Origin of the sequence: Halomonas ventosae (assembly GCF_004361885.1) — a bacterium.
GTDB lineage: Bacteria > Pseudomonadota > Gammaproteobacteria > Pseudomonadales > Halomonadaceae > Halomonas > Halomonas ventosae_C.
Genome location: NZ_SNWH01000003.1, coordinates 26398 through 45900, shown reverse-complemented (window position 1 = coordinate 45900; position 19503 = coordinate 26398). Strand labels below are relative to the sequence as shown.

The window sequence follows — 19503 nt, the reverse complement described above, 5'->3', positions numbered from 1 at the left end:
AAGCAAGATAAGCCGCGTAATCTTAATTTTATTATGTGATTTGTAAATAAAATTATGCTTTACATAAAACGTAATAAATCTTCAGATTCCGACCTCCTGCGGCTATACTGCGCTCGATGGCCGGTAATGGCGCCGGCGGAACCAAGAGGGGATGGCTATGGCACGCAGCGGCGTGCGTTACGAGGATGTGCAGCGGGCCGTCGATGCCCTGCTGGCAAAGGGCGAGGCGCCCAGCGTACACAAGGTGCGCGAGGTGCTGGGCACCGGCAGCTTCACGACCATCAGCGAGCACCTGCGGGAGTGGCGGACACGGCGCGAGGAGAACCGCGACCTGCCTCCGCCGCGGGGCATGCCTGAGGCCCTGCAGGAACTTGCCGAGTCGCTGTGGGAGAAGGCCCAGGCATCGGCCAACGAGGCGCTTGCCCACTATCGGCAGGAAGCCGAAGGCCGCGTGGAGGCGGCGAAGGAGAAAGCCGACGAGGCCCTGCGCCGGGCCGAGGACGCCGAGCAGCGTGAATCGGCGCTGGCAGCTCACCTGTCGCGTACCGAGCAGCGCCTCGCGGAACAGAGCGGCGAGCTGGCGCGTCGTGAAACCGAGCGCGATGTGCTGGCGGAGCGCGAGGCAAAGCTCACCGCTCGCCAGACTCGCCTGGAGGCGCAACTAGCAAGCCTGCAGCAAGAGCACGAACGCCAGGCACAGCGGCAACAACAGGCGCTCAGCGAGCAGGCCTCAAGCCATCAGGAACGCCTGGCCCGCGAGGAGAAACGTCACGAAAGCAGCGAGGCGCGCCTCATGGGGCTGCTCGACGAGGCACGCCAGGAGCGCCAGGCGGCCGACAAGCAGCAGGCTCAGCGTCTGGGGCAGCTCGAGGCACGCCTGGAGCGGGCGCAGCAGCTGGTTCAACAGGCGCGAGCGGCCCTAACCGACGAGGAGAAGCGCCACCGCGAGACCGAGTGGGCGCGCCATCAGGCCGAGGAACGCACCCGGACCCTGCTGCATGAGCAGGCGCTGATGCAGGCGCGAATCGACGAGCAGAAGCAACTGCTGGAGGAACAGGTTCGCCGGCTGCGCGACCTGGAGGCCCAACTCCACCGCTGCCTGTGGCAGGCGCCGGTGCTCGCCCGACCCCATGAAGAGGTGCCCGAGAACGACGAAGGCCCCTCGGGAGCGGGGCCTTCAGGGGCAGGATGAAAGGATGAGATGAAAAGGATAAAGAGGACACCGACTTGCATGGGAGCGATCTTCAGATCGCGATGACAACCGAAGGCTTCCCTGAAAAGGGGCGTCTAAGCCAGCAGCACGCTATGAATTGTGCTTCCAGATGGGAGTTCGAGCGGCCTAGCGGTAGTAGGCGTGGGTCGTGTCGGTATGATCGGTCACGTCGCGGATGCCGGCGAGTTCCGGGATGCGTTCCAGCAAGGTGCGCTCCACGCCATCCTTGAGGGTCAGGTCCACCGCGGCGCAGCCCTGGCAGCCGCCGCCGAACGCCAGGATCGCCACCTGGTCATCGGTCAGCTCGACCAGCTTGATCTCGCCACCATGGGAGGCCAGCCCCGGATTGATCTCGCTGTAGAGGATGTAGTTGACGCGATCCTCGAGCGGGCTGTCGGCATTGACCTTGGGCATCTTGGCGTTGGGCGCCTTGATGGTCAGCTGCCCCCCCATGCGATCGGCATTGAAGTCGACCACGGCCTCCTCGAGGAAGGGCAGGCTGTTCTTGTCCAGGTAGACACGAATCTTCTCGAGCTCCAGCAGTTCGTCGCTGGGCTCTTCCTCGCCTGGGCGGCAGTAGGCCAGGCAGGTCTCGGCGTAGGGAGTGCCGGGCTGGGTGATGAAGATGCGCACCGCGATGCCTTCCACGTTCTGCTTCTCGAGCAGTTCGGCAAGGTAGTCCTGGGCACTGTCGGTGATCTGGATGTTGTCGCTCATGGTATTCTCGCTATCATGACATCCCGCGTGGTGGGGAGGTGGCGCGGCATGGTCTGAACAAGTGATGTCCCTAATGGTAAGCGACACGTGCGATCGACACAATCCCGACTGAATTGCTAGGTTTTAGCCGCCCCCCTGCCCCGGGGCCATGGCTTTTGCTAAGATAGCCGCCTTGCCCGACGGCCTGCCGATGCGCCAAACGCTCCAGGCCCGCCCCTGCCCGCAGCGCACTCCTCGACAAGATGCCCCCAGGCGCCCCGCTGCCGGCTCGTTCCTTGACGCCTACGCTGGAGATCGATTCGACCCATGGCCGACGTTCCTACCGCCCTGACCGCCACGCTCCATGACAGCCTTGCGCGACGCATCCTGATGCTCGACGGCGGCATGGGGACCATGCTGCAGAATGCCGGGCTCTCCGAGCAGGAATTCCGCGGGAAACGCTTCGCCGACTGGCCGAGCGATCTCAAGGGCAACAATGACCTGCTGGCCCTGACCTGCCCTGATCTAGTGACGCGGATCCATCGCCAGTACCTGGAGGCCGGGGCCGATATCGTCGAGACCAATACTTTCAACAGTACCCGCCTTTCCCAGTCCGATTACGGCATGGAGGCACTCGTCCCCGAACTCAATCGCGAGTCTGCGTGTCTGGCCCGTCAGGTATGCGACGCCGTGGCCGAGGAGAGCGGCGTGCCGCGCTATGTGGCCGGCGTGCTGGGGCCTACCTCGCGCACCGCTTCGCTGTCGCCGGACGTCAATGACCCGGCCAAGCGCAACGTCACCTTCGATACCTTGCGCGAGAACTACCTCGAGGCCGCCGAAGCGCTGATCGAGGGCGGTGCCGATTTGATCCTGATCGAGACCATCTTCGATACCCTCAACGCCAAGGCGGCGATCTATGCCCTGGAGGAGCTCTTCGCGATACGCGGCGAGCGGTTGCCGGTGATGATCTCGGGCACCATCACCGATGCCTCGGGTCGTACCCTCTCGGGTCAGACCACCGAGGCGTTCTGGAACTCGCTGCGCCATGCCCGGCCGCTTTCCATCGGCTTGAACTGCGCTCTAGGGGCGGCGGAGCTGCGGCCCTACATCGAGGAGCTAGCCACCAAGGCCGATACCTTCGTCTCGGCTCACCCCAATGCCGGCCTGCCCAACGAGTTCGGCGAGTATGACCAGACCCCGGAGGAGATGGCGGCGATCGTTGCCGAGTTCGCCGAGAGTGGCCTGGTTAACATCATCGGCGGCTGCTGTGGCTCCACCCCTGAGCATATCGCGGCGATCCATGCCGCCATCCAGGGGCTGGCGCCGCGCCGCGTGCCTGATCGGCCGCGTGCCTGCCGCCTCTCCGGGCTCGAGCCCTTCAACATCGAGGCTGACTCGCTGTTCGTCAACGTCGGCGAGCGCACCAACGTCACCGGCTCGGCGCGTTTCAAGCGATTGATCGTCGATGAGGACTACACCACCGCTCTGGAAGTGGCCCTGGAGCAGGTGGAGAACGGCGCCCAGATTATCGACATCAATATGGACGAGGGGATGCTGGAGTCCCAGGAGGCCATGGTGCGCTTCCTCAACCTGATCGCTGGTGAGCCCGACATCGCCCGGGTGCCCATCATGATCGACTCCTCCAAGTGGGAGATCATCGAGGCGGGCCTTAAGTGCGTGCAGGGCAAGTCGGTGGTGAACTCCATCTCAATGAAGGAGGGCGAGGACGCCTTCCGTGCGCAGGCCACGGCCTGCCGGCGCTTCGGGGCCGCGGTGGTGGTGATGGCCTTCGACGAGACCGGTCAGGCCGACACCTTCACGCGCAAGACCGAGATCTGTCAGCGCGCCTACCGGATCTTGGTCGATGAGCTGGACTTCCCGCCGGAAGACATCATCTTCGATCCCAACATCTTCGCCATCGCCACCGGCATCGAGGAGCACAACAACTACGCCGTGGACTTCATCGAGGCCACCCGCTGGATTCGCGAGCACTTGCCCCATGCCCTGGTTTCTGGCGGGGTCTCCAATGTCTCTTTCTCGTTTCGCGGCAACAACACGGTGCGCGAGGCGATCCACTCGGTGTTTCTCTACCACGCCATCCGCGCCGGCCTGAGCATGGGCATCGTCAACGCTGGCCAGTTGGCGGTCTACGACGACCTGCCCACGGAGCTTCGCGAGGCCGTGGAGGACGTAGTGCTCAACCGCCGCAACGATGCTACCGAACGCCTGCTGGAACTCGCCGACAAGTACCAGGGGGACGGCAGCGGCCCGGCCAAGAAGGAAGACCTCGAATGGCGTAGCTGGGAAGTCGAGAAACGCATCGAACATGCATTGATCAAGGGCATCACCGCCCATATCGAGGAAGACACCGAACTCGCCCGGCAGCGCGCCGAGCGGCCAATCGAGGTGATTGAAGGGCCATTGATGGACGGCATGAACGTGGTCGGCGACCTGTTCGGCGCCGGCAAGATGTTCCTGCCTCAGGTGGTGAAGTCGGCGCGGGTCATGAAGCAGGCGGTAGCCTACCTGATCCCCTACATCGAGGCCGAGAAGAGCGCCGACACTCAGGCCAAGGGCAAGATCGTGATGGCCACCGTCAAGGGCGATGTCCACGACATCGGCAAGAACATCGTCGGCGTGGTGCTGCAGTGCAACAACTATGAAGTCATCGACCTCGGCGTGATGGTGCCCGCCGAAAAGATCCTGCAGACCGCCCGCGACGAGAACGCCGACATTATCGGCCTCTCCGGGCTGATCACCCCGTCGCTAGACGAGATGGTCCACGTGGCTAGGGAGATGCAGCGCCAGGGCTTCACCTTGCCGCTGCTGATCGGCGGCGCCACCACTTCCAAGGCCCATACCGCGGTGAAGATCGAGCCCGGTTATGAGCATCCGGTAGTCTATGTCACCGATGCCTCGCGGGCGGTGGGCGTAGCCGGCAAGCTGCTCTCCCCGGCGCTCAAGCCGGCCTATATCGACGAGATCCGCGCCGAATACCAGACGGTGCGCGAACGCAACGCCAAACGTCGCCCCAAAGCGGCCGACCTCACCTACGCTGAGGCCCGGAGCCGCAAGCCAGCCATGGACTGGACAGGCTACACGCCGCCGCGACCGGCGATCACCGGACTTCAAGTGTTCGATGACTATGACATCGAGGAGCTGGTCGAGCGCATCGACTGGACGCCCTTCTTCATGAGCTGGCAGCTGGCCGGCAAGTACCCCAAGATCCTCGACGATGCCAAGGTCGGCGAGGCGGCCCGCCAGCTGTTCGCCGATGGCCAGGCGATGCTGCGCAAGCTGATCGATGAAAAGCGCATCCAGGCCCGCGGGGTGATCGGCCTGTGGCCGGCCAATAGCGTCGATGACGACATCATCGAGGTGTATGCCGACGAATCGCGTCGCGAGGTGATCGAGCGGCTGCACCATATCCGCCAGCAGACCACCAAGAACCGCGACGGTGTCTGCCACAGCCTGGCCGACTTCATCGCCCCCAGGGAGAGTGGCAAGCCCGACTGGATCGGCGGCTTCGCGGTTACCACCGGCCACGGCGTCGAAGCGCTGACAGAACAGTACAAGGCCGCCGGCGACGACTACAACGCCATCCTGGTGCAGTCGCTTACCGACCGGCTCGCCGAAGCCTTCGCCGAGCGCTTGCACGAGCGGGTGCGCAAGGAGTTCTGGGGCTATGTGCCCGAGGAGACACTGGACAATGACGCGCTGATCGCCGAGCAGTACCAGGGCATCCGCCCGGCCCCCGGCTACCCGGCCTGCCCCGACCACACCGAGAAAGCGACCCTGTTCCGCCTGCTCGAGGCCGGCAAGAATGCCGGTATTGAACTCACCGAGAACTTCGCCATGTGGCCGGCCGCCGCGGTGGCCGGTTGGTACTTCTCCCACCCGCGCTCGAAATACTTTTCCACCGGCAAGATCACCCGCGACCAGGTCGAGATACTAGCCCACCGCAAGGGAATGAGCGTCGAGGAGCTCGAGCGCTGGCTCGCGCCGGTGCTCTCCTACGATCCCGTGCAGCAATCGGCATGAAACGATTTTTAATAACTATTTTTCAAATTTCTATGATTATTTATTCTTTCATAGAATAAAGCGAAGAGAGTATGGTGCCGGACGGATACGCTCTTCACCCGCTTCGACCAGCAGGAACGCCTGAATGTATCGGTACGACACCTACGACCAGACCCTCGTGGACGAGCGGGTCGTCCAGTTTCGGGATCAGATGGATCGCTACCTGGCCGGCCGCCTCGGCGAGGACGAGTTTCGTCCGCTGCGCCTGCAGAATGGGCTCTATATCCAGAAGCATGCGCCCATGCTGCGCATCGCCATTCCCTATGGGATGCTCTCGAGCGCCCAACTCAGGCGCCTGGCGACGATCACCCGACGCTACGATCGCGGTTACGGCCACTTCAGCACCCGCCAGAATCTGCAACTGAACTGGCCGGCGCTGGAGGATGTACCCGACATCCTCGGTGAGCTGGCCGAGGTACAGATGCATGCCATCCAGACCAGCGGCAACTGCATCCGCAATACCACCAGCGACCAGTTCGCCGGCATCGCCAAGGACGAGGTTGAGGATCCGCGGCCCTGGTGCGAGCTGATCCGCCAGTGGTCGACCCTGCACCCCGAGTTCGCCTTCCTGCCGCGCAAGTTTAAGATCGCTGTCAGTGGTGCGGCCGAGGACCGCGCCGCCATCCAGGTCCATGACATCGGCCTGCGCCTGTGGCGCGACGACAAGGGTGAGCTGAAGGTCAAGGTGCTCGCCGGTGGCGGCCTGGGACGCACCCCGATGATCGGCGACGTGGTGCGCGAGGATCTGCCCTGGCAGCACCTGCTCACCTACCTGGAAGCCTGCGTGCGGGTTTACAACCAGTTCGGGCGTCGCGACAACAAGTTCAAGGCGCGCATCAAGATCCTGGTCAAGGCGCTGGGCATCGAGGAGTTCCGTCGTCGCGTCGAGGCCGAATGGGCCCACCTCAAGGAGGGTCCTCAGACCCTGACGGAGGGCGTCGTGGCCTCCGCCATGGCCCACTTCCCCGAGCCCGAGCGGCGCCCGGTGGCCGATGAGGCCATCGCCGCTTTCGAGAGGCTGCGCGGCGAGAACCGTGCCTTCGCCCGCTTCGTCACCAACAACGTGACCGACCACAAGGTGGCTGGCTACAAGGCGGTTACCCTGTCATTGAAGCGCCGCGAGCACGCGCCAGGCGACGTCACCGCCGACCAGATGGAAGCCATCGCTGACCTCGCTGACCGTTACAGCTTCGGCGAGACCCGGGTTACCCACGAGCAGAACCTGGTGCTCTCCGACGTCCCGGTAGACGAGCTGGAGTCTCTGTGGCAGGCCCTCGATACGCTGGGCATGGCCAACCCCACGGTGGGCACCCTCAACGACATCATCTGCTGCCCTGGCGGTGACTACTGCAGCCTGGCCAATGCGGTGTCGATCCCCATCGCCCAAGCCCTGCAGGAGCGCTTCGAGGATCTCGACTTCCTCTACGACCTGGGGCCGCTGGATCTCAATATCTCCGGCTGCATGAATGCCTGTGGCCACCACCATGTCGGCCATATCGGCATCCTGGGGGTCGATAAGAAGGGCGAGGAGTACTACCAGGTATCGCTGGGAGGCAACTCCACCGACGATGCCTCGCTGGGCAAGATTCTCGGCCCCTCCTTCTTTCGCGAGGATATCCCGGATGTGATCGACAAGGTGCTCAAGGTTTACGTGGAGCAGCGCTTCGAGGATGAACGATTCCTCGACACCTATCGCCGCATCGGCCTCAAGCCCTTCAAGGAACGCGTCTATGCCTGATCGTGAAACGCCTGTCGACCAGGCCCAGCACTCGCTTATGGAAACCGGCCGAACCCTGATCAAGCTGGGACAGCCGGCAGAGGACAAGTGGGCGTTATCCCGGAGCGAAGCGCACCTGCCGGACACTCGTCCCGTGATTGTGCCCCTGTCTCTGTGGCGGGAACATCCCCACGAGCCCGAGCTGGCCCCCTGGCTTGCCAGCGATAGCGAGCTCACCTCATCCCTTGCCGAGGAACTCGCCGAGGCGCCACTGATCGCCATCGACTTCCCGACCTTCACCGATGGCCGCGGCTACACCCTGGCTCGCCTGCTCAGGGAGCGCCACGGCTATAGGGGGGAGATTCGCGCCATCGGCGATGTCTTGGTCGACCAGATCTACTATATGAGCCGCTGCGGCTTCGATGCCTTGGCGCTGCGCGAGGACCAGCACCTCGACGACGCCCTACGGGCACTGGGAGCCTTCAGCGTCAGCTACCAGCCCGCCGTGGACGTGCGCGAACCGCTCTTTGAGCGCCGGATGCGCGAGCGGAAAGGCGCCTGACGGTGCATATCCTGCAGCCCCTTTATCATTATCCCCGGCGCTTCTGCTGGCGCTCGCGGTTGGCGGCCCTGGCCCGTGGACTTTTGCGCAGCATCACCCAGGTCGCCCCGAGGCCACCCTCTGACTGGCCGGCCGAGACGAAGGCCTGGACCTCGTCGAAGGCCGCGAGCCACTTCGCCAGGTAAGAGCGCAGCACGTTGGGGGGGCTGTCGATCTCGCGCCCCCGGCCATGCACGATCAACACCGAGCGCAGGTCGTGCGCGTAGGCTTCGCGGATGAAGGCTGGCAGCAGACCTCGGCACTCCGTCAGCGGCCGGCGCAGCAGATGCAGGCTGGCCTGAACCGGATAGCCGCCATGGCGCAGGCGCTCGACGACCGCCTGCTGGATGCCGTCTCGCCGGAAGGCCAGGGGATCGAAAGGCGCTATCAGCTCGACGAAATCATCGGAAAGAAAGTCGCGCCCTTCTCCCTCGGCCGCAGCACTCAGCCGCCTGGCGAGTTGGGCCTCGCTGGGCTCGGGACACCTGCGCCCGGGATCGGCGCGGTTGGTAGTGCGACGCAGGGGGCGAACATCCGCCATCAGTGCCCGGAAATCCTCGTCGTCATGATTTGCCTGGCCCATAGGGCACCTCCTGGACATGATGGTGAGCTTTCATCCTAGCAGAGCCATCCTGAAGGCTTAAGTCACCGCCGCGGTCGTGGCAGGATGGTCGTCTGTTTTGCGACAAGGATATCCCATGCGAGCGTTCAAATGGCTGGGCGCCCTGGCCCTCGGCACCCCCTTGGCCCTGTCCGGCTGGTTGTGGCTGACGATGCTCAGCCCCTGGACCTACGATCGCCCCGACCAGCTGCCCCCCATTCAGCAAGGCCCCCATCGGGTCTTTGTTTATGGCACTCTCACCCATGCCCCGGTGCGCTGGCTGGTCTACGGCCGCACTGGCGACCCCGAGCCCGCCGTGCTCGAGGGATTCCGGCGCGACGGCCTTGATCTGGAAGAGGCCCGACAGGGACGCGTGGAGGGCCTGGTATTGACGGTCGATGCCAAGGAGCTGAAACGCCTGGACCGTTATGAAAGACTCGGCATTCGCTACGACCGTGTTCGCGTCACACTGGCCGATGGTCGGCGCGTCTGGACCTACCGACGCCGCCATTGAGATCCTCATCCGCACCATTGTTCGGTCAAGGGAGATGCCATGGAAACCGAGATTTCACTATTCGACATGTTCACCCGGCTGGGCGTGGCCGCCGGCCTGGCGCTGGTGCTGGGCCTGGAGCGCGAGCTGCGCGGCAAGCCGGCGGGGTTGCGCTCGCACATGCTGGTGGCCCTGGGGGCCGCGGCCTTCTTGATCGTTGGGCTGGATATCCTGTTCAGTACCGCCGAGGGCGACCCTTCGGCACGCATCGACCCCACCCGTATCGTCCAAGGCGTGGTCGGTGGCATCGGCTTTCTGGGCGCCGGCAGTATCATTCATAGTGGTACCAGTGTTCATGGCATCACTACTGGAGCGTCGATTTGGCTGGCCGGTGCCATCGGCGTCTCCGCCGGGGTCCACAACTTCGCGCTGGCCGGCATGATCACCCTCATGGCGCTGGTGATCATGTCGGTGCTGGGGGCCATCGAGCGCCTCTTCCCCGACCACAGGGGCAGCGACTGAGCCAGCCCGGTTGTGGCAGGATTGGACCGCGGCCTACAATGAGCCGCTTTTCCCCGAGTGGAACCGGCAGGCGCCCTTGATCACGCTCTGCCACCAGGAATTCCCATGACCGCAAAGCTTCCCTATGTACTGATTCTCTTCTATTCGCGCCATGGCGCCACCCGCGCCATGGCCGAGCATCTAGCGGCCGGCGTCGAGTCCTGCCCGGGCATCGACGCCCGCCTGCGCAGCGTGCCACCGGTCTCGACCACCTGCGAGGCTGTCGATCCTGAGATTCCCGAGGAGGGGGCCATCTACGCCAGCCTCGACGACCTGCGTCACTGCGCGGGGCTGGCCATTGGCAGCCCGACCCGCTTTGGCAACATGGCCGCTCCCCTCAAGCACTTCATCGACGGCACCGCCGAGCTATGGATGGGGGGGGCGCTGATCGACAAGCCGGCTACCGCCTTCACCTCGACCTCCAGCCTGCATGGTGGCCAGGAAACCACGCTGATCTCGATGCTGCTGCCGCTGCTGCACCATGGCATGGTTTATGCCGGCCTGCCCTACAGCGAGGTCGAGCTGATGGAGACCAGCACCGGTGGCACGCCCTATGGAACGAGTCACCTCGCCGGCAAGCGCAGCGACAGACCGCTGGATGAGCATGAGCGCCGCCTGATCTTCGCCCAGGGCAAGCGTCTGGCGCGGCTCACCCTGGCCCTTGCAGCCTCACGCTCGAAGGGCTCATGAGATGAAACAGTGGCTGGAAGACCTGGAGGCCCGCAAGGGGCTTGACCGCTTGACGGCGGCTTCGCGCCGACTGGTGCTGGGCAGCTACGGCCTGCTGCTGGCGCTGATGGTCTACCGGGGTGTCATGGTAACCACCGATGGCAATCCCTTGTTGCCGCTGGTGGCCTTCGTGTTGCCGCTGGTGCTCTTTTTGCCCTCACTTCTCACTCGTCGACCCCGCGGGCATGCCTGGCTGGCCTTTGTCAGCCTGCTCTACTTCACCCAGGGGGTGATGGTGGCCACCCTGCCCGGCCAGGAACTGCGCGGCACTGCCGAGGCGCTGGTCTCGCTGGTGTTGTTCGCTGGCTGCACGGGCTATGCTCGCTTCCGCAGCCGCCAGCAGCGCTCCACCTAGCGGATGTGAAAAACGCGAACAGGAGAGTTATATTGCGCAAGCATCACGCCTGGCAGGAGGCCGGCGTCACCACCCTGCCGGTGATGTTCGGTTATCTGCCGCTGGGAGCGGCCTTCGGCATCCTCGCCATCGAGGTGGGCATCCCTGCATGGGGAGCGGTGCTGATGTCGCTGCTCATCTATGCCGGGGCGGGGCAGTTCCTGGCTGTCGCGCTGCTCGCCGGCGAAGCTGGCCTGGTAGAGGTGGCCGTGGCCACCCTGATGCTCAACTCACGCCATCTTTTCTACGGCCTGTCGCTGCTGCGTCGCTTCCAGGGGGCCGGTTGGCGCAAGCCGTATCTCATCTTTGCCCTCACCGACGAAACCTATTCGCTACTGACCACTCACGCCGTTGACCGCGGTATCGACCACGCCCAAGCCTTTCGCATCAGCCTGCTCAACCAGCTGTGGTGGGTGCTGGGGTCTATCGCAGGCGTGCTGATCGGCACCACCTTCCAGTTCGACAGTCGCGGTATCGAGTTCGCGCTGACCGCACTGTTCATCGTGCTGACCCTGGAGCAGGCAAGGCGGCTGCGCCAGTGGCTGCCCTTCGCCGTCGCCCTGATCACCGGTCTCGTGGCCATGCTAGTGCTGCCCGAGCGCCACCTGCTACTAGGGGCGATCGGCGCCGCCAGCCTGGTGCTGCTGGCCGACTATCGGCGCCGGCAGCTTGGAGATCGCCCATGAACGGCCTTGAGCTGCTGGAATTCATCATGGTATGTGCCGCGGCAACCTTCGTCACCCGGGTGCTGCCCTTCGTGGCCCTGGCACGCCATGCAGAGCATCCGCTGATCCTGCACCTGGGTCGCTACCTGCCGCCGGCGGTGATGATGATCCTGGTACTCTACGCCCTGCGTGACTTCCGTCCATTGGTCGATGGAAGGCTCAATGCCATGGCCAATGGCTGGCCAATGATCCTCGCTTCACTGCTAGTGGTGGGCCTGCATTTATGGCAGCGCAATGCCCTGCTGTCGATCATCGGCGGCACGGGCGCCTACATGGCCATGGTGCAGCTGGGCTGGACGCCATAAGCTTAGCCAAAAATATCGCTTGCCTGCCCCGTCCGAGGTATTGAGCTCGTTCCGGCGAGCGGCGACCATGGCACAAAATCCGAGGAGAAGGTCATGACACGCAAGATTGCCGACATTAGGCGCGACTATGAAGGTGGCCAGCTCGACGAGTCCGCCACCCCCGATGAGCCCATGGTGTTGTTTGACGAATGGCTGACCCTGGCGCTAGATGCCGAGGGGGATGACGGCAACGCCATGACCCTGGCCACTGCCGACAGCCAGGGATTACCCCATGCCCGTATCGTGCTGCTCAAAGGCGTCGATGATCAGGGGCTGGTCTTCTACACCAATTATCACAGTCACAAGGGCAGTGAGCTGACCAACGTACCGCATGCGGCCCTGGTCTTCTGGTGGCCGTCGCTTTCCCGCCAGGTGCGCGTCGAGGGGCGTGTGGAACAGGTGACACCTGCGGAGTCGGATGCCTACTTCGCCACGCGTCCGCGTGCCAATCAGCTGGGCGCCTGGGTGGCCACCCAGAGCGTGGTAATCCCGGATCGCACCTGGCTCGCCGAACGCGAGCAGCGCTTCGAGCACGCCTATGAGGATCAAAAGATTCCGCGACCCATCCACTGGGGCGGCTACCGAGTGATCCCCGACATGATCGAGTTCTGGCAGGGACAGCCTAGCCGCCTGCACGACCGTGTCCGCTACGAGCGGCGTGATGGCACCTGGCAGCATTTCCGTCTCGCACCCTGACCAGCCTTATCCGTCTGCATCAAAGGCCCCCGCCACTCCGCAGGGGTGCGTGGCCCCATCCGGCAACCGGCTCAGTCCGGCAGACTCTCTAGGCGGTGACGCTGCCAATCGCTCTCCGGTTCATTGAGCCGCAGCACCGCATCCACCACCTGTTCTTCCATGTTGTAGCGCAGCTTGAAGCCCAGGTGCTTCATCAACGCGCGCATCGGGTGATTGTCGACCATGATCTTGCCGATCATCTCCAGGGTACCCACACTCTTGCAGTAGCTGATCATCTTCTTCATCAGCAAGCTGCCGATGCCCAGCCCCTGGAGGTCGTCGCGGACAATGATCGAGAACTCGGTGCGGATGTTGTCGGCGTCGTTCCAGACCCGCACCACGCCGAGCATCTCCTTGCTGCCATCGTCACGACGGTGCTCAGCGATGAAGGCCATCTGGCGGTCGTAGTTGATATGCGAGAGGATCGACAGGTCTCGCTGAGTTAGATCGGCCTTGTTGTGGAAGTAGCGAAAACGGATGCTTTCCTCAGAAAGCTGCTCATGGAAACGATTGAGTAGCGGGGCATCCTCGGCCCGGATAGGGCGAATCTCGACCTGCCAGCCGTTCTTGAGCGTCACCCATTCACGCAGCTCCTCGGGATAAGGCATGATCGCGAAGCGCGCGGGGGAGCCCAGGTCCATGGCGAAGTCCACCGCCACCACGCCATCGCGGTTGAGCAGCAGGGGGTTGAGCTCCAGGCCGCGCAGCTGTGTCAGGTCGCTGGCCATCTGTGACAGCTTGACCAGCAGCTCACAGAGCCGCTCCAGATCACGCTCGGGATGGCTGGAATGCTCGCGAATTAACCGGGCGGCATGGGTGCGCCCTACCACGTCGGCGGCCAGGCTCATGTTGAGCGGCGGCAGGGCGACCTGGCGGTCGGCCAGAATATTGACTTTGTAGCCGCCGATGCCGAACACGATCAGCGGACCGAAGACCGGATCTCGGGTGATGCCGGCACACAGCTGCATGGAGTGCTTGCCGCGCTGCATGGCCTGCAGGCAATACTCATGCACCGCGAGGTCTGGAAACTTCTCCGCTACCTTGTCACCCAGACGTTCCACGGCCTCGGCAACTTCTTCGGGGCCTGTCAGGTCCTGGATCAGGCCAGCGGAGATTTTGTGCGGATGCTGGCGGTAGCGGAAAGGTCGACAGTTACCCTCATGGATCACCTTGAGGGCCATGGGTCCCTCGAAGCAGGCCGCCGCTTCGGCGGCCTGCTCGGCATTACGTGGATAGCGGCTCGTCGCCACTGGCAGCCCGTAGGCCTTCAGCACCTGCGCGGTCTCGGAGTGCGACAGGCATTCGCGCTCCGCCGCGCGGGCCTCTTCGATGAGCGACCGGCAGCGCCGTCGAATCTCCGGGGTGGTGGTAAAGGGCAGACTCGGCGGGGTTTCCTGGAGCAGGGCCTGAACGCGTTGATAGTCGACCATGTGCATGAAGGCCTTTACCGCCTTCTCCGGCGAGATGTAGGTGGGAATGCCGGCCAGGTTGCATTCGTGTCGGGCCGACAGCGCCTCCTCCAGCCCCATCCAGCTGGTCAAAAGGTTACGCCGGAAGCGCTTGCGCGCAGCGATGATCGCCTGGGCAGTGGTCTTGGAGGGTGCCAGGCGGGTCGGCGCATGGACGACTAGCACCGCATCCACCTCCGGTTCGGCGGCCACGATTTCCAGCGCCTGGACGAAGCGCTCCGGGGTGGCATTGCCGCCCAGGTCCACCGGATTCTCGCCGGGCTTGCTGATATCGAAGTCGTCGCGAGACAGCGCCCTGCGAGTCGCCTCGCTGAAGTGGGCCAGCTTGCCCCCGGCATTGATCAGCTTGTCGATGGCCAGCATCGCCGGTCCCAGGCCGTTAGACACGATAGCCAGGCGGTCCCCCTTGAGGGGCTTCATGCGCGAGAGCGTCTCTAGGGCGTCGAACAGATCGTCAGAGTCATCGACCCGGACCACCCCGGCCCGTGCGAAGGCCGCCTCGAAGATTTGGTCACGATTGGCCACCCCGGGCGTCGGCGGCAGTCCGGAGATGTCCGACTCGGCGGTGCGACCGCTCTTGATCGCCAGCACCAGGCGATTGCGTGAGGCGTCGCGCAGGGAGGTCATGAAATGCTGGGCGTCCATGATGTGCTCAAGGTGAAGCAGGATCGCCTGGGCGGGTGAAAACTGGTTGATGTAATCCATCAGGTCCGGCAGCAGCACATCGACGCTGTCCCCCAGCGTCAGCAGGTGCGAGAAGCCGATGCCGCGGCCGGCGGCCCAGTCGATCATGGCATTGCCGAGCATGCCTGACTGGCCGAGATAGGCCACGCGACCCGCCTTGACCGGCTGGCTGGCGTAAGAGGCATTGAGCTTGCGCCCCGGAACGATCAGTCCCATGCACTCAGGGCCAAGCACGCGGATGCCCGAGACCCTGGCGGCAGCGAGCATGCGGCTACGGATCGACTCCGTGCCGTTCTGCTCGTCGTCGAGGTGGGCCCCAACGGAGAGCACCAGCGCAGCCTTGACGCCGAAGCGTCCGAGCTTGTCGAGCAGCTCAGGCACCGACGCCACCGGTGTACAGATCACCGCCAGGTCCGGCACCTCGGGTAGCTGTGAGACGTGGCCAACGCAGGGCACCGAGAAGACCGTCTCATCGTCCTCGGGGTTGACGGCCCAGATACTGCCGGCAAAGCCGCCTTCGCGGAGATTGCGGATCACCAGCCCGCCCGTGGAGTGGGGCTTCTCGGACGCCCCGATCACTGCGATGCTGGCGGGTTCGAAGAAGTGGCGCAGGAAGCGGGTGCTCACGCAGTATCCTCCTTGAAGGGGCGCTCCCCTTCATTGTGTAAGACTTTTTGACACTGTCCGACACGCCGCGGTCGCGTTTAAGGTGAACTTAATCATTTCGGAGCCAGTGCATGATTACCGCCTACATTACTCACGCTGACTGTCAGTTGCATCACATGGGGCCCGAACACCCCGAAAGCCCGCTGCGGCTGGATGCCATCCGCGCTCGGCTGATGCTCTCCGGTGTGCTGCAGCATACCATGCAGTCCGACGCCAAGGCGGCAACCGAGGAGCAGCTCGCCCGAGTCCATCCGCTTCGTCACCTGCGGGCCCTGGACAAATGCGTACCGCAACACGGCATCGTCACTCTGGACAGTGACACCATGATGAATCCTGATAGTCTCAAGGCGGCACGACTAGCCGCGGGGGCGGTGGTGCGGGGCGTCGACCAGGTATTTCGCCACCAGGCCGACAACGTCTTCTGCGCGGTGCGCCCCCCTGGGCACCATGCGGAAGCCTCCGATGCCATGGGCTTTTGCTTCTACAACAACGTCGCGGTGGGTGCTGCTCACGCCAAGGCCAAGTATGGCGCCCGCCGGATCGCCATCCTCGACTTCGACGTGCATCAGTGCAACGGCACCATCGATATCTTCAAGAATGACCCTGACGTGCTGGTCTGCTCCAGCTTCCAGTTTCCCTTCTACCCGTGGCGGTACCTGCGTAGCGAATGGCATAACGTGGTCAACACGCCACTGCCTGCCGGCACCGACAGTGCCGCCTTTCGAAAGGCCATCGAGGACGACTGGCTGCCTGCCCTGCATGCCTTCAAACCAGAGATCGTGCTGGTTTCGGCAGGCTTCGACGCCCACCGCGAGGACCCCTTGGCAGAGCTCTGCCTGGAAGACGAGGACTACCACTGGATCACCCACATGGCGCTGGAGATCGCTGAGCTCTATGCCGACGGCCGCCTGGTATCGGTACTCGAAGGCGGCTATGAAGTGGATTCCCTGGGGCGCTGTGCCGAAGCGCATCTCAAGGCCCTGCTCGGGCTACCCTTCGGTAATTGAGCGCAGGTTTCCCGGGGCAGAGAAATGGCCGCAAGCGTCACCGGCTTGTTGTTTTTCGCGTCACAGCGCGGTATGAACGGGTCGCGGGCGCAAGGCCGTGGGTGGTGACTGTGGTAAACTTGGCGAAATCTCGTTTCCGATAGTGAACAGTGCATGACCGCCACCACCGATCAGGACGCTGCCCTGCGCATTGCCGCCGGCCGCAAGCCCTTCGTCGAACCCTTGCGCCTCGGCGAGCGCCTCAAGGAACATCGGCTGGCCCAACAGTGGACCCTCGAGGACGTCAGCCAACGTACCGGCCTAGCTCGCTCCACCCTGTCCAAGATCGAGAACGACCAGATCTCACCTACCTTTACGGCTGTGCAGAAGCTGATCAATGGCCTGGGCATCGACCTGCCCCAGTTGCTCTCGCCACCCAAGGTCCAGCCCCGCACCACGGGACGACGCGACCTCACCCGTCAGGGAGAAGGACAGCGCCATCCCACTCCGACCTACGAGCACGAGCTGCTCAGCTGCGAGCTCGCCCAGAAGCGCATGATCCCCTTCAAGACCATCGTGCGGGCGCGCGCCTTCGAGGAGTTCAGCGAGTGGGTGCGCCATGATGGCGAGGAGTTTCTGATGGTGCTCGACGGCGAGATCCTGCTCTACACCGAGTACTACGAGCCGCTGGCCCTGACCAGCGGCGACAGCATCTATTTTGACAGCGCCATGGGTCATGCCCTGATCTCGGTCAGCGAGGCCGATGCCGTGGTGCTGTCGGTCTGCACCCGGGGCGAGGGCAGCACCTGAGGCTCAGGCCCGCGCCCGGTCTCCCGGGCGCCGCGTGGGGATGGCATCGAGCTCCAGCCGCCCGGCGCCATGGATCGCCTGAAAATGACGCCCCTTGGCGCGGGCGATCAACAGCACGCCAAAGCGCTCAGCCAGCTCAACACCCTTCTGGGTCACCCCCGAGCGCGATACCAGCATCCCAATGCCCATCTGCGCCACCTTAAGGACCATCTCCGAGGTCAGCCGGCCGGTGGTGTAGAAGATGTCGGCGTCACTGCTCTCCGCTGCCGCCAGCCATTGGCGACCGGTAAGGGTGTCCACGGCATTATGGCGCCCCACGTCCTCGACAAAGTCCAGCACCGCCGCCTGGCGACACAGTGCGCAGCCATGCACGGCGCCGGCACTGCGATAGGTCTCGTTGTAAGCGCCGAGATTGTCGAGGAGGTCATAAAGCACCGACTGTCGCATCACGGTATCCGGCAAAGGGCTCAGGGAGGTCGCCTCGAGCAGCCGGCCGAAGACCGTCCCCTGACCGCAGCCGGTGGTGACGGTGCGCTGGCCCAGGCGCTCATCCAGATCCTCCGGCAGATGGCGGGTGACCACCGCGGCCGCCTCCACATCCCAGTCCACATGCACCGCCTGGAGATCCTGCAGGCCACTCAAGAGTCCCTGATTGCGCAGGTAACCCACTACCAGCGCCTCGGGATCGGCCCCCAGGGTCATCAGGGTGACGATTTCCCGCTTGTTGAGGTAGACTGTTAAGGCACGCTCCGCAGCAATGGCCTGCTGCCTGGCCTCGCCGAACTCGTTGAGCACTTCGATCTCCAGGGTGGCCGGCAGGCGTGCCCGGCTCAGGCTGATGTCGTTCATCCATGGCTCCTCGGCAGAACATTGATTGACGATGATGGCATTGTCCTTCATGACTGTCTTTACTGGATATACATAACGTCGGAGCTACTCGTTCCATGTCGCCAATCCGCAGCTCTCGTTCACTCAGTTTCGATGTCGTCGGCGAACCGCTCTCCATCAAGGGCTTCACCACGACCCGCTGGGGGATCACCGACCTCGCCCCCGGCACTGCCGGCCCCTGGACACTCGATCTGCAGCTTTACATGACCGAGCGTGCCGCCTATCGCTTCAACCTGGGTAGCGCCACCCCACGCCTGTTCGTGCGGGCTGGTGACGCCAGTGACACCCCTGTCCCCGCCGCCATCTCGGCCAGCCAGGACGTGGCCGCCGGCTGGCTCGATGGTGAGCACCAAGTGCTGGAGGTCGACATGCCGTTGGCGATTCAAGCCTGGATCGAGGCTTACCTCGCCCATCATGGCGAGGCTCCGATGGAGGGTCGCAAAAAGAAACACAAGGGTGCCGGGCGCGCCCGGGAGATCGATACATGAGTCGCTTCGAACGATGGTCGCGCCTCAAGCGGGGTGACACCACGCAGTGTGACGCCCCGCGCTCCGATACATCCCCGCAGGATGGAGAGTCACGGAAAGCCGAGACGCCGCAAGAGGAAGCGTCGACACCGGCGCCATCCACCAGGGAGCTCACACCACCTGCTGCACCACCCCCGGGCAGTCTCGACCATACCCTGCCCGACCCCGATACCCTGCCCGCCGGCAGCGATATCAAGGCCTACCTGGCCGACGGGGTTAGCAGCGGTTTGCGCAAGCGCGCCCTGCGGCGCCTCTTTGCCGCTGAGCACTATGGCCTACGTGATGGTCTCAACGACTACGATGATGATTTTCGCAAGAAGCTAACGCCTTTGGCGAGCGAAGTGGCCGAGCGACTTCGCGACTGGACGCGTCAACCGTGGAGTGAAGACCAGGCACCTCACGATGACCAAACACCGCAAGAGACTGCCTCTGAGGAGCTGGCCAGCAGGGGGGGAGATACCGATGAGTCATCCCTGGGCACATCCCGGCCGGCTTCGCAAAGCGACGCTGATACTGATGAGATACCTTCATCTAAGAGCGGAACGACTGATGAGCGCTCGACATGAGTACCAGGCCCTGCAGCC

19 protein-coding genes are annotated in these 19503 nt (G+C 63.9%); 15 read left to right on the top strand and 4 right to left on the bottom strand.

Annotated features, from left to right (window positions below; all coding sequences use genetic code 11):
• The first annotated feature begins 157 nt into the window (after positions 1-157).
• Complete coding sequence (locus DFO68_RS03395) at positions 158-1192, top strand: DNA-binding protein (RefSeq protein WP_166637516.1); 1035 nt, start codon at positions 158-160, stop codon at positions 1190-1192.
• 147 nt (positions 1193-1339) lie between these two features.
• On the opposite strand, the gene nfuA is transcribed toward DFO68_RS03395, so the two are convergent.
• Positions 1340-1930: a Fe-S biogenesis protein NfuA gene (gene nfuA, locus DFO68_RS03390; protein ID WP_133482067.1), complete on the bottom strand. Its 591-nt coding sequence runs from the start codon at positions 1928-1930 to the stop codon at positions 1340-1342.
• 306 nt (positions 1931-2236) lie between these two features.
• Here nfuA and metH point away from each other — a divergent pair, with 306 nt between their 5' ends.
• From metH to DFO68_RS03375, 3 genes are all read left to right on the top strand, one after another.
• The gene (metH, locus tag DFO68_RS03385) at positions 2237-5950 is read left to right on the top strand and encodes a methionine synthase (RefSeq protein ID WP_133482065.1); all 3714 of its coding nucleotides are present in this window, start codon (positions 2237-2239) and stop codon (positions 5948-5950) included.
• Between the two features lie 124 nt (positions 5951-6074).
• Complete coding sequence (locus DFO68_RS03380; protein WP_133482063.1) at positions 6075-7727, top strand: nitrite/sulfite reductase; 1653 nt, start codon at positions 6075-6077, stop codon at positions 7725-7727.
• The gene (locus DFO68_RS03375) at positions 7720-8268 is read left to right on the top strand and encodes a DUF934 domain-containing protein (RefSeq protein ID WP_243726404.1); all 549 of its coding nucleotides are present in this window, start codon (positions 7720-7722) and stop codon (positions 8266-8268) included. The genes DFO68_RS03380 and DFO68_RS03375 overlap by 8 nt, the downstream gene beginning before the upstream one ends.
• Before the next feature lie 28 nt (positions 8269-8296).
• On the opposite strand, the gene smrA is transcribed toward DFO68_RS03375, so the two are convergent.
• Positions 8297-8890 carry a DNA endonuclease SmrA gene (gene smrA, locus DFO68_RS03370; protein WP_133482061.1) on the bottom strand — a complete coding sequence of 198 codons (594 nt, stop codon included), beginning with the start codon at positions 8888-8890 and terminating at the stop codon, positions 8297-8299.
• A 115-nt stretch (positions 8891-9005) separates the two neighbouring features.
• Here smrA and DFO68_RS03365 point away from each other — a divergent pair, with 115 nt between their 5' ends.
• From DFO68_RS03365 to pdxH, 7 genes are all read left to right on the top strand, one after another.
• The gene (locus DFO68_RS03365; RefSeq protein WP_133482059.1) at positions 9006-9422 is read left to right on the top strand and encodes a gamma-glutamylcyclotransferase family protein; all 417 of its coding nucleotides are present in this window, start codon (positions 9006-9008) and stop codon (positions 9420-9422) included.
• A gap of 39 nt (positions 9423-9461) precedes the next feature.
• A complete protein-coding gene (locus DFO68_RS03360; RefSeq protein ID WP_133482057.1) occupies positions 9462-9923 on the top strand; it encodes an MgtC/SapB family protein in 462 nt (153 codons plus the stop codon).
• A gap of 105 nt (positions 9924-10028) precedes the next feature.
• A complete protein-coding gene (wrbA, locus tag DFO68_RS03355) occupies positions 10029-10652 on the top strand; it encodes an NAD(P)H:quinone oxidoreductase (RefSeq protein WP_133482055.1) in 624 nt (207 codons plus the stop codon).
• Between the two features lies 1 nt (position 10653).
• On the top strand, positions 10654-11046 hold the full coding sequence (locus tag DFO68_RS03350) for a DUF2069 domain-containing protein (protein WP_133482053.1): 393 nt from the start codon (positions 10654-10656) through the stop codon (positions 11044-11046).
• A gap of 32 nt (positions 11047-11078) precedes the next feature.
• Positions 11079-11771, top strand: a complete 693-nt coding sequence (locus DFO68_RS03345) for an AzlC family ABC transporter permease (protein ID WP_243726403.1) — start codon at positions 11079-11081, stop codon at positions 11769-11771.
• The gene (locus DFO68_RS03340; RefSeq protein WP_133482051.1) at positions 11768-12115 is read left to right on the top strand and encodes a branched-chain amino acid transporter permease; all 348 of its coding nucleotides are present in this window, start codon (positions 11768-11770) and stop codon (positions 12113-12115) included. The genes DFO68_RS03345 and DFO68_RS03340 overlap by 4 nt, the downstream gene beginning before the upstream one ends.
• 93 nt (positions 12116-12208) lie before the next feature.
• Complete coding sequence (pdxH, locus tag DFO68_RS03335; protein ID WP_133482049.1) at positions 12209-12850, top strand: pyridoxamine 5'-phosphate oxidase; 642 nt, start codon at positions 12209-12211, stop codon at positions 12848-12850.
• A 71-nt stretch (positions 12851-12921) separates the two neighbouring features.
• Here pdxH and DFO68_RS03330 read toward each other — a convergent pair whose 3' ends face one another.
• A complete protein-coding gene (locus DFO68_RS03330; protein WP_133482047.1) occupies positions 12922-15669 on the bottom strand; it encodes a bifunctional acetate--CoA ligase family protein/GNAT family N-acetyltransferase in 2748 nt (915 codons plus the stop codon).
• A gap of 110 nt (positions 15670-15779) precedes the next feature.
• Here DFO68_RS03330 and DFO68_RS03325 point away from each other — a divergent pair, with 110 nt between their 5' ends.
• Together DFO68_RS03325 and DFO68_RS03320 are read left to right on the top strand one after the other, a co-directional pair.
• Entirely contained in the window at positions 15780-16715 is a 936-nt protein-coding gene (locus tag DFO68_RS03325) for a histone deacetylase family protein (protein ID WP_133482045.1), read from the top strand.
• A gap of 153 nt (positions 16716-16868) precedes the next feature.
• Positions 16869-17504 carry a helix-turn-helix domain-containing protein gene (locus tag DFO68_RS03320; protein ID WP_133482043.1) on the top strand — a complete coding sequence of 212 codons (636 nt, stop codon included), beginning with the start codon at positions 16869-16871 and terminating at the stop codon, positions 17502-17504.
• 3 nt (positions 17505-17507) lie between these two features.
• On the opposite strand, the gene DFO68_RS03315 is transcribed toward DFO68_RS03320, so the two are convergent.
• A complete protein-coding gene (locus tag DFO68_RS03315) occupies positions 17508-18353 on the bottom strand; it encodes a formate dehydrogenase accessory sulfurtransferase FdhD (protein ID WP_133482041.1) in 846 nt (281 codons plus the stop codon).
• 95 nt (positions 18354-18448) lie between these two features.
• Between DFO68_RS03315 and DFO68_RS03310 the strand changes: the two genes are divergently transcribed.
• Positions 18449-18880, top strand: a complete 432-nt coding sequence (locus DFO68_RS03310; RefSeq protein WP_133482039.1) for a DUF3305 domain-containing protein — start codon at positions 18449-18451, stop codon at positions 18878-18880.
• Positions 18877-19485 carry a DUF3306 domain-containing protein gene (locus tag DFO68_RS03305; RefSeq protein ID WP_133482037.1) on the top strand — a complete coding sequence of 203 codons (609 nt, stop codon included), beginning with the start codon at positions 18877-18879 and terminating at the stop codon, positions 19483-19485. Before DFO68_RS03310 ends, DFO68_RS03305 begins: the two co-directional genes overlap by 4 nt.
• Positions 19486-19503: the final 18 nt, after the last annotated feature.

Excerpts from the sequence above, each read along its gene's own strand:
- DFO68_RS03395 (WP_166637516.1), top strand. The coding sequence starts at position 158 with ATGGCACGCAGCGGCGTGCGTTACGAGGATGTGCAGCGGGCCGTCGAT.
- DFO68_RS03360 (WP_133482057.1), top strand. The coding sequence starts at position 9,462 with ATGGAAACCGAGATTTCACTATTCGACATGTTCACCCGGCTGGGCGTG.
- DFO68_RS03375 (WP_243726404.1), top strand. The coding sequence starts at position 7,720 with ATGCCTGATCGTGAAACGCCTGTCGACCAGGCCCAGCACTCGCTTATG.
- smrA (WP_133482061.1), bottom strand. The coding sequence starts at position 8,890 with ATGGGCCAGGCAAATCATGACGACGAGGATTTCCGGGCACTGATGGCG.
- DFO68_RS03365 (WP_133482059.1), top strand. The coding sequence starts at position 9,006 with ATGCGAGCGTTCAAATGGCTGGGCGCCCTGGCCCTCGGCACCCCCTTG.
- metH (WP_133482065.1), top strand. The coding sequence starts at position 2,237 with ATGGCCGACGTTCCTACCGCCCTGACCGCCACGCTCCATGACAGCCTT.
- pdxH (WP_133482049.1), top strand. The coding sequence starts at position 12,209 with ATGACACGCAAGATTGCCGACATTAGGCGCGACTATGAAGGTGGCCAG.
- DFO68_RS03305 (WP_133482037.1), top strand. The coding sequence starts at position 18,877 with ATGAGTCGCTTCGAACGATGGTCGCGCCTCAAGCGGGGTGACACCACG.
- DFO68_RS03310 (WP_133482039.1), top strand. The coding sequence starts at position 18,449 with ATGTCGCCAATCCGCAGCTCTCGTTCACTCAGTTTCGATGTCGTCGGC.
- DFO68_RS03320 (WP_133482043.1), top strand. The coding sequence starts at position 16,869 with ATGACCGCCACCACCGATCAGGACGCTGCCCTGCGCATTGCCGCCGGC.
- wrbA (WP_133482055.1), top strand. The coding sequence starts at position 10,029 with ATGACCGCAAAGCTTCCCTATGTACTGATTCTCTTCTATTCGCGCCAT.
- nfuA (WP_133482067.1), bottom strand. The coding sequence starts at position 1,930 with ATGAGCGACAACATCCAGATCACCGACAGTGCCCAGGACTACCTTGCC.
- DFO68_RS03350 (WP_133482053.1), top strand. The coding sequence starts at position 10,654 with ATGAAACAGTGGCTGGAAGACCTGGAGGCCCGCAAGGGGCTTGACCGC.
- DFO68_RS03325 (WP_133482045.1), top strand. The coding sequence starts at position 15,780 with ATGATTACCGCCTACATTACTCACGCTGACTGTCAGTTGCATCACATG.
- DFO68_RS03315 (WP_133482041.1), bottom strand. The coding sequence starts at position 18,353 with ATGAACGACATCAGCCTGAGCCGGGCACGCCTGCCGGCCACCCTGGAG.
- DFO68_RS03340 (WP_133482051.1), top strand. The coding sequence starts at position 11,768 with ATGAACGGCCTTGAGCTGCTGGAATTCATCATGGTATGTGCCGCGGCA.
- DFO68_RS03380 (WP_133482063.1), top strand. The coding sequence starts at position 6,075 with ATGTATCGGTACGACACCTACGACCAGACCCTCGTGGACGAGCGGGTC.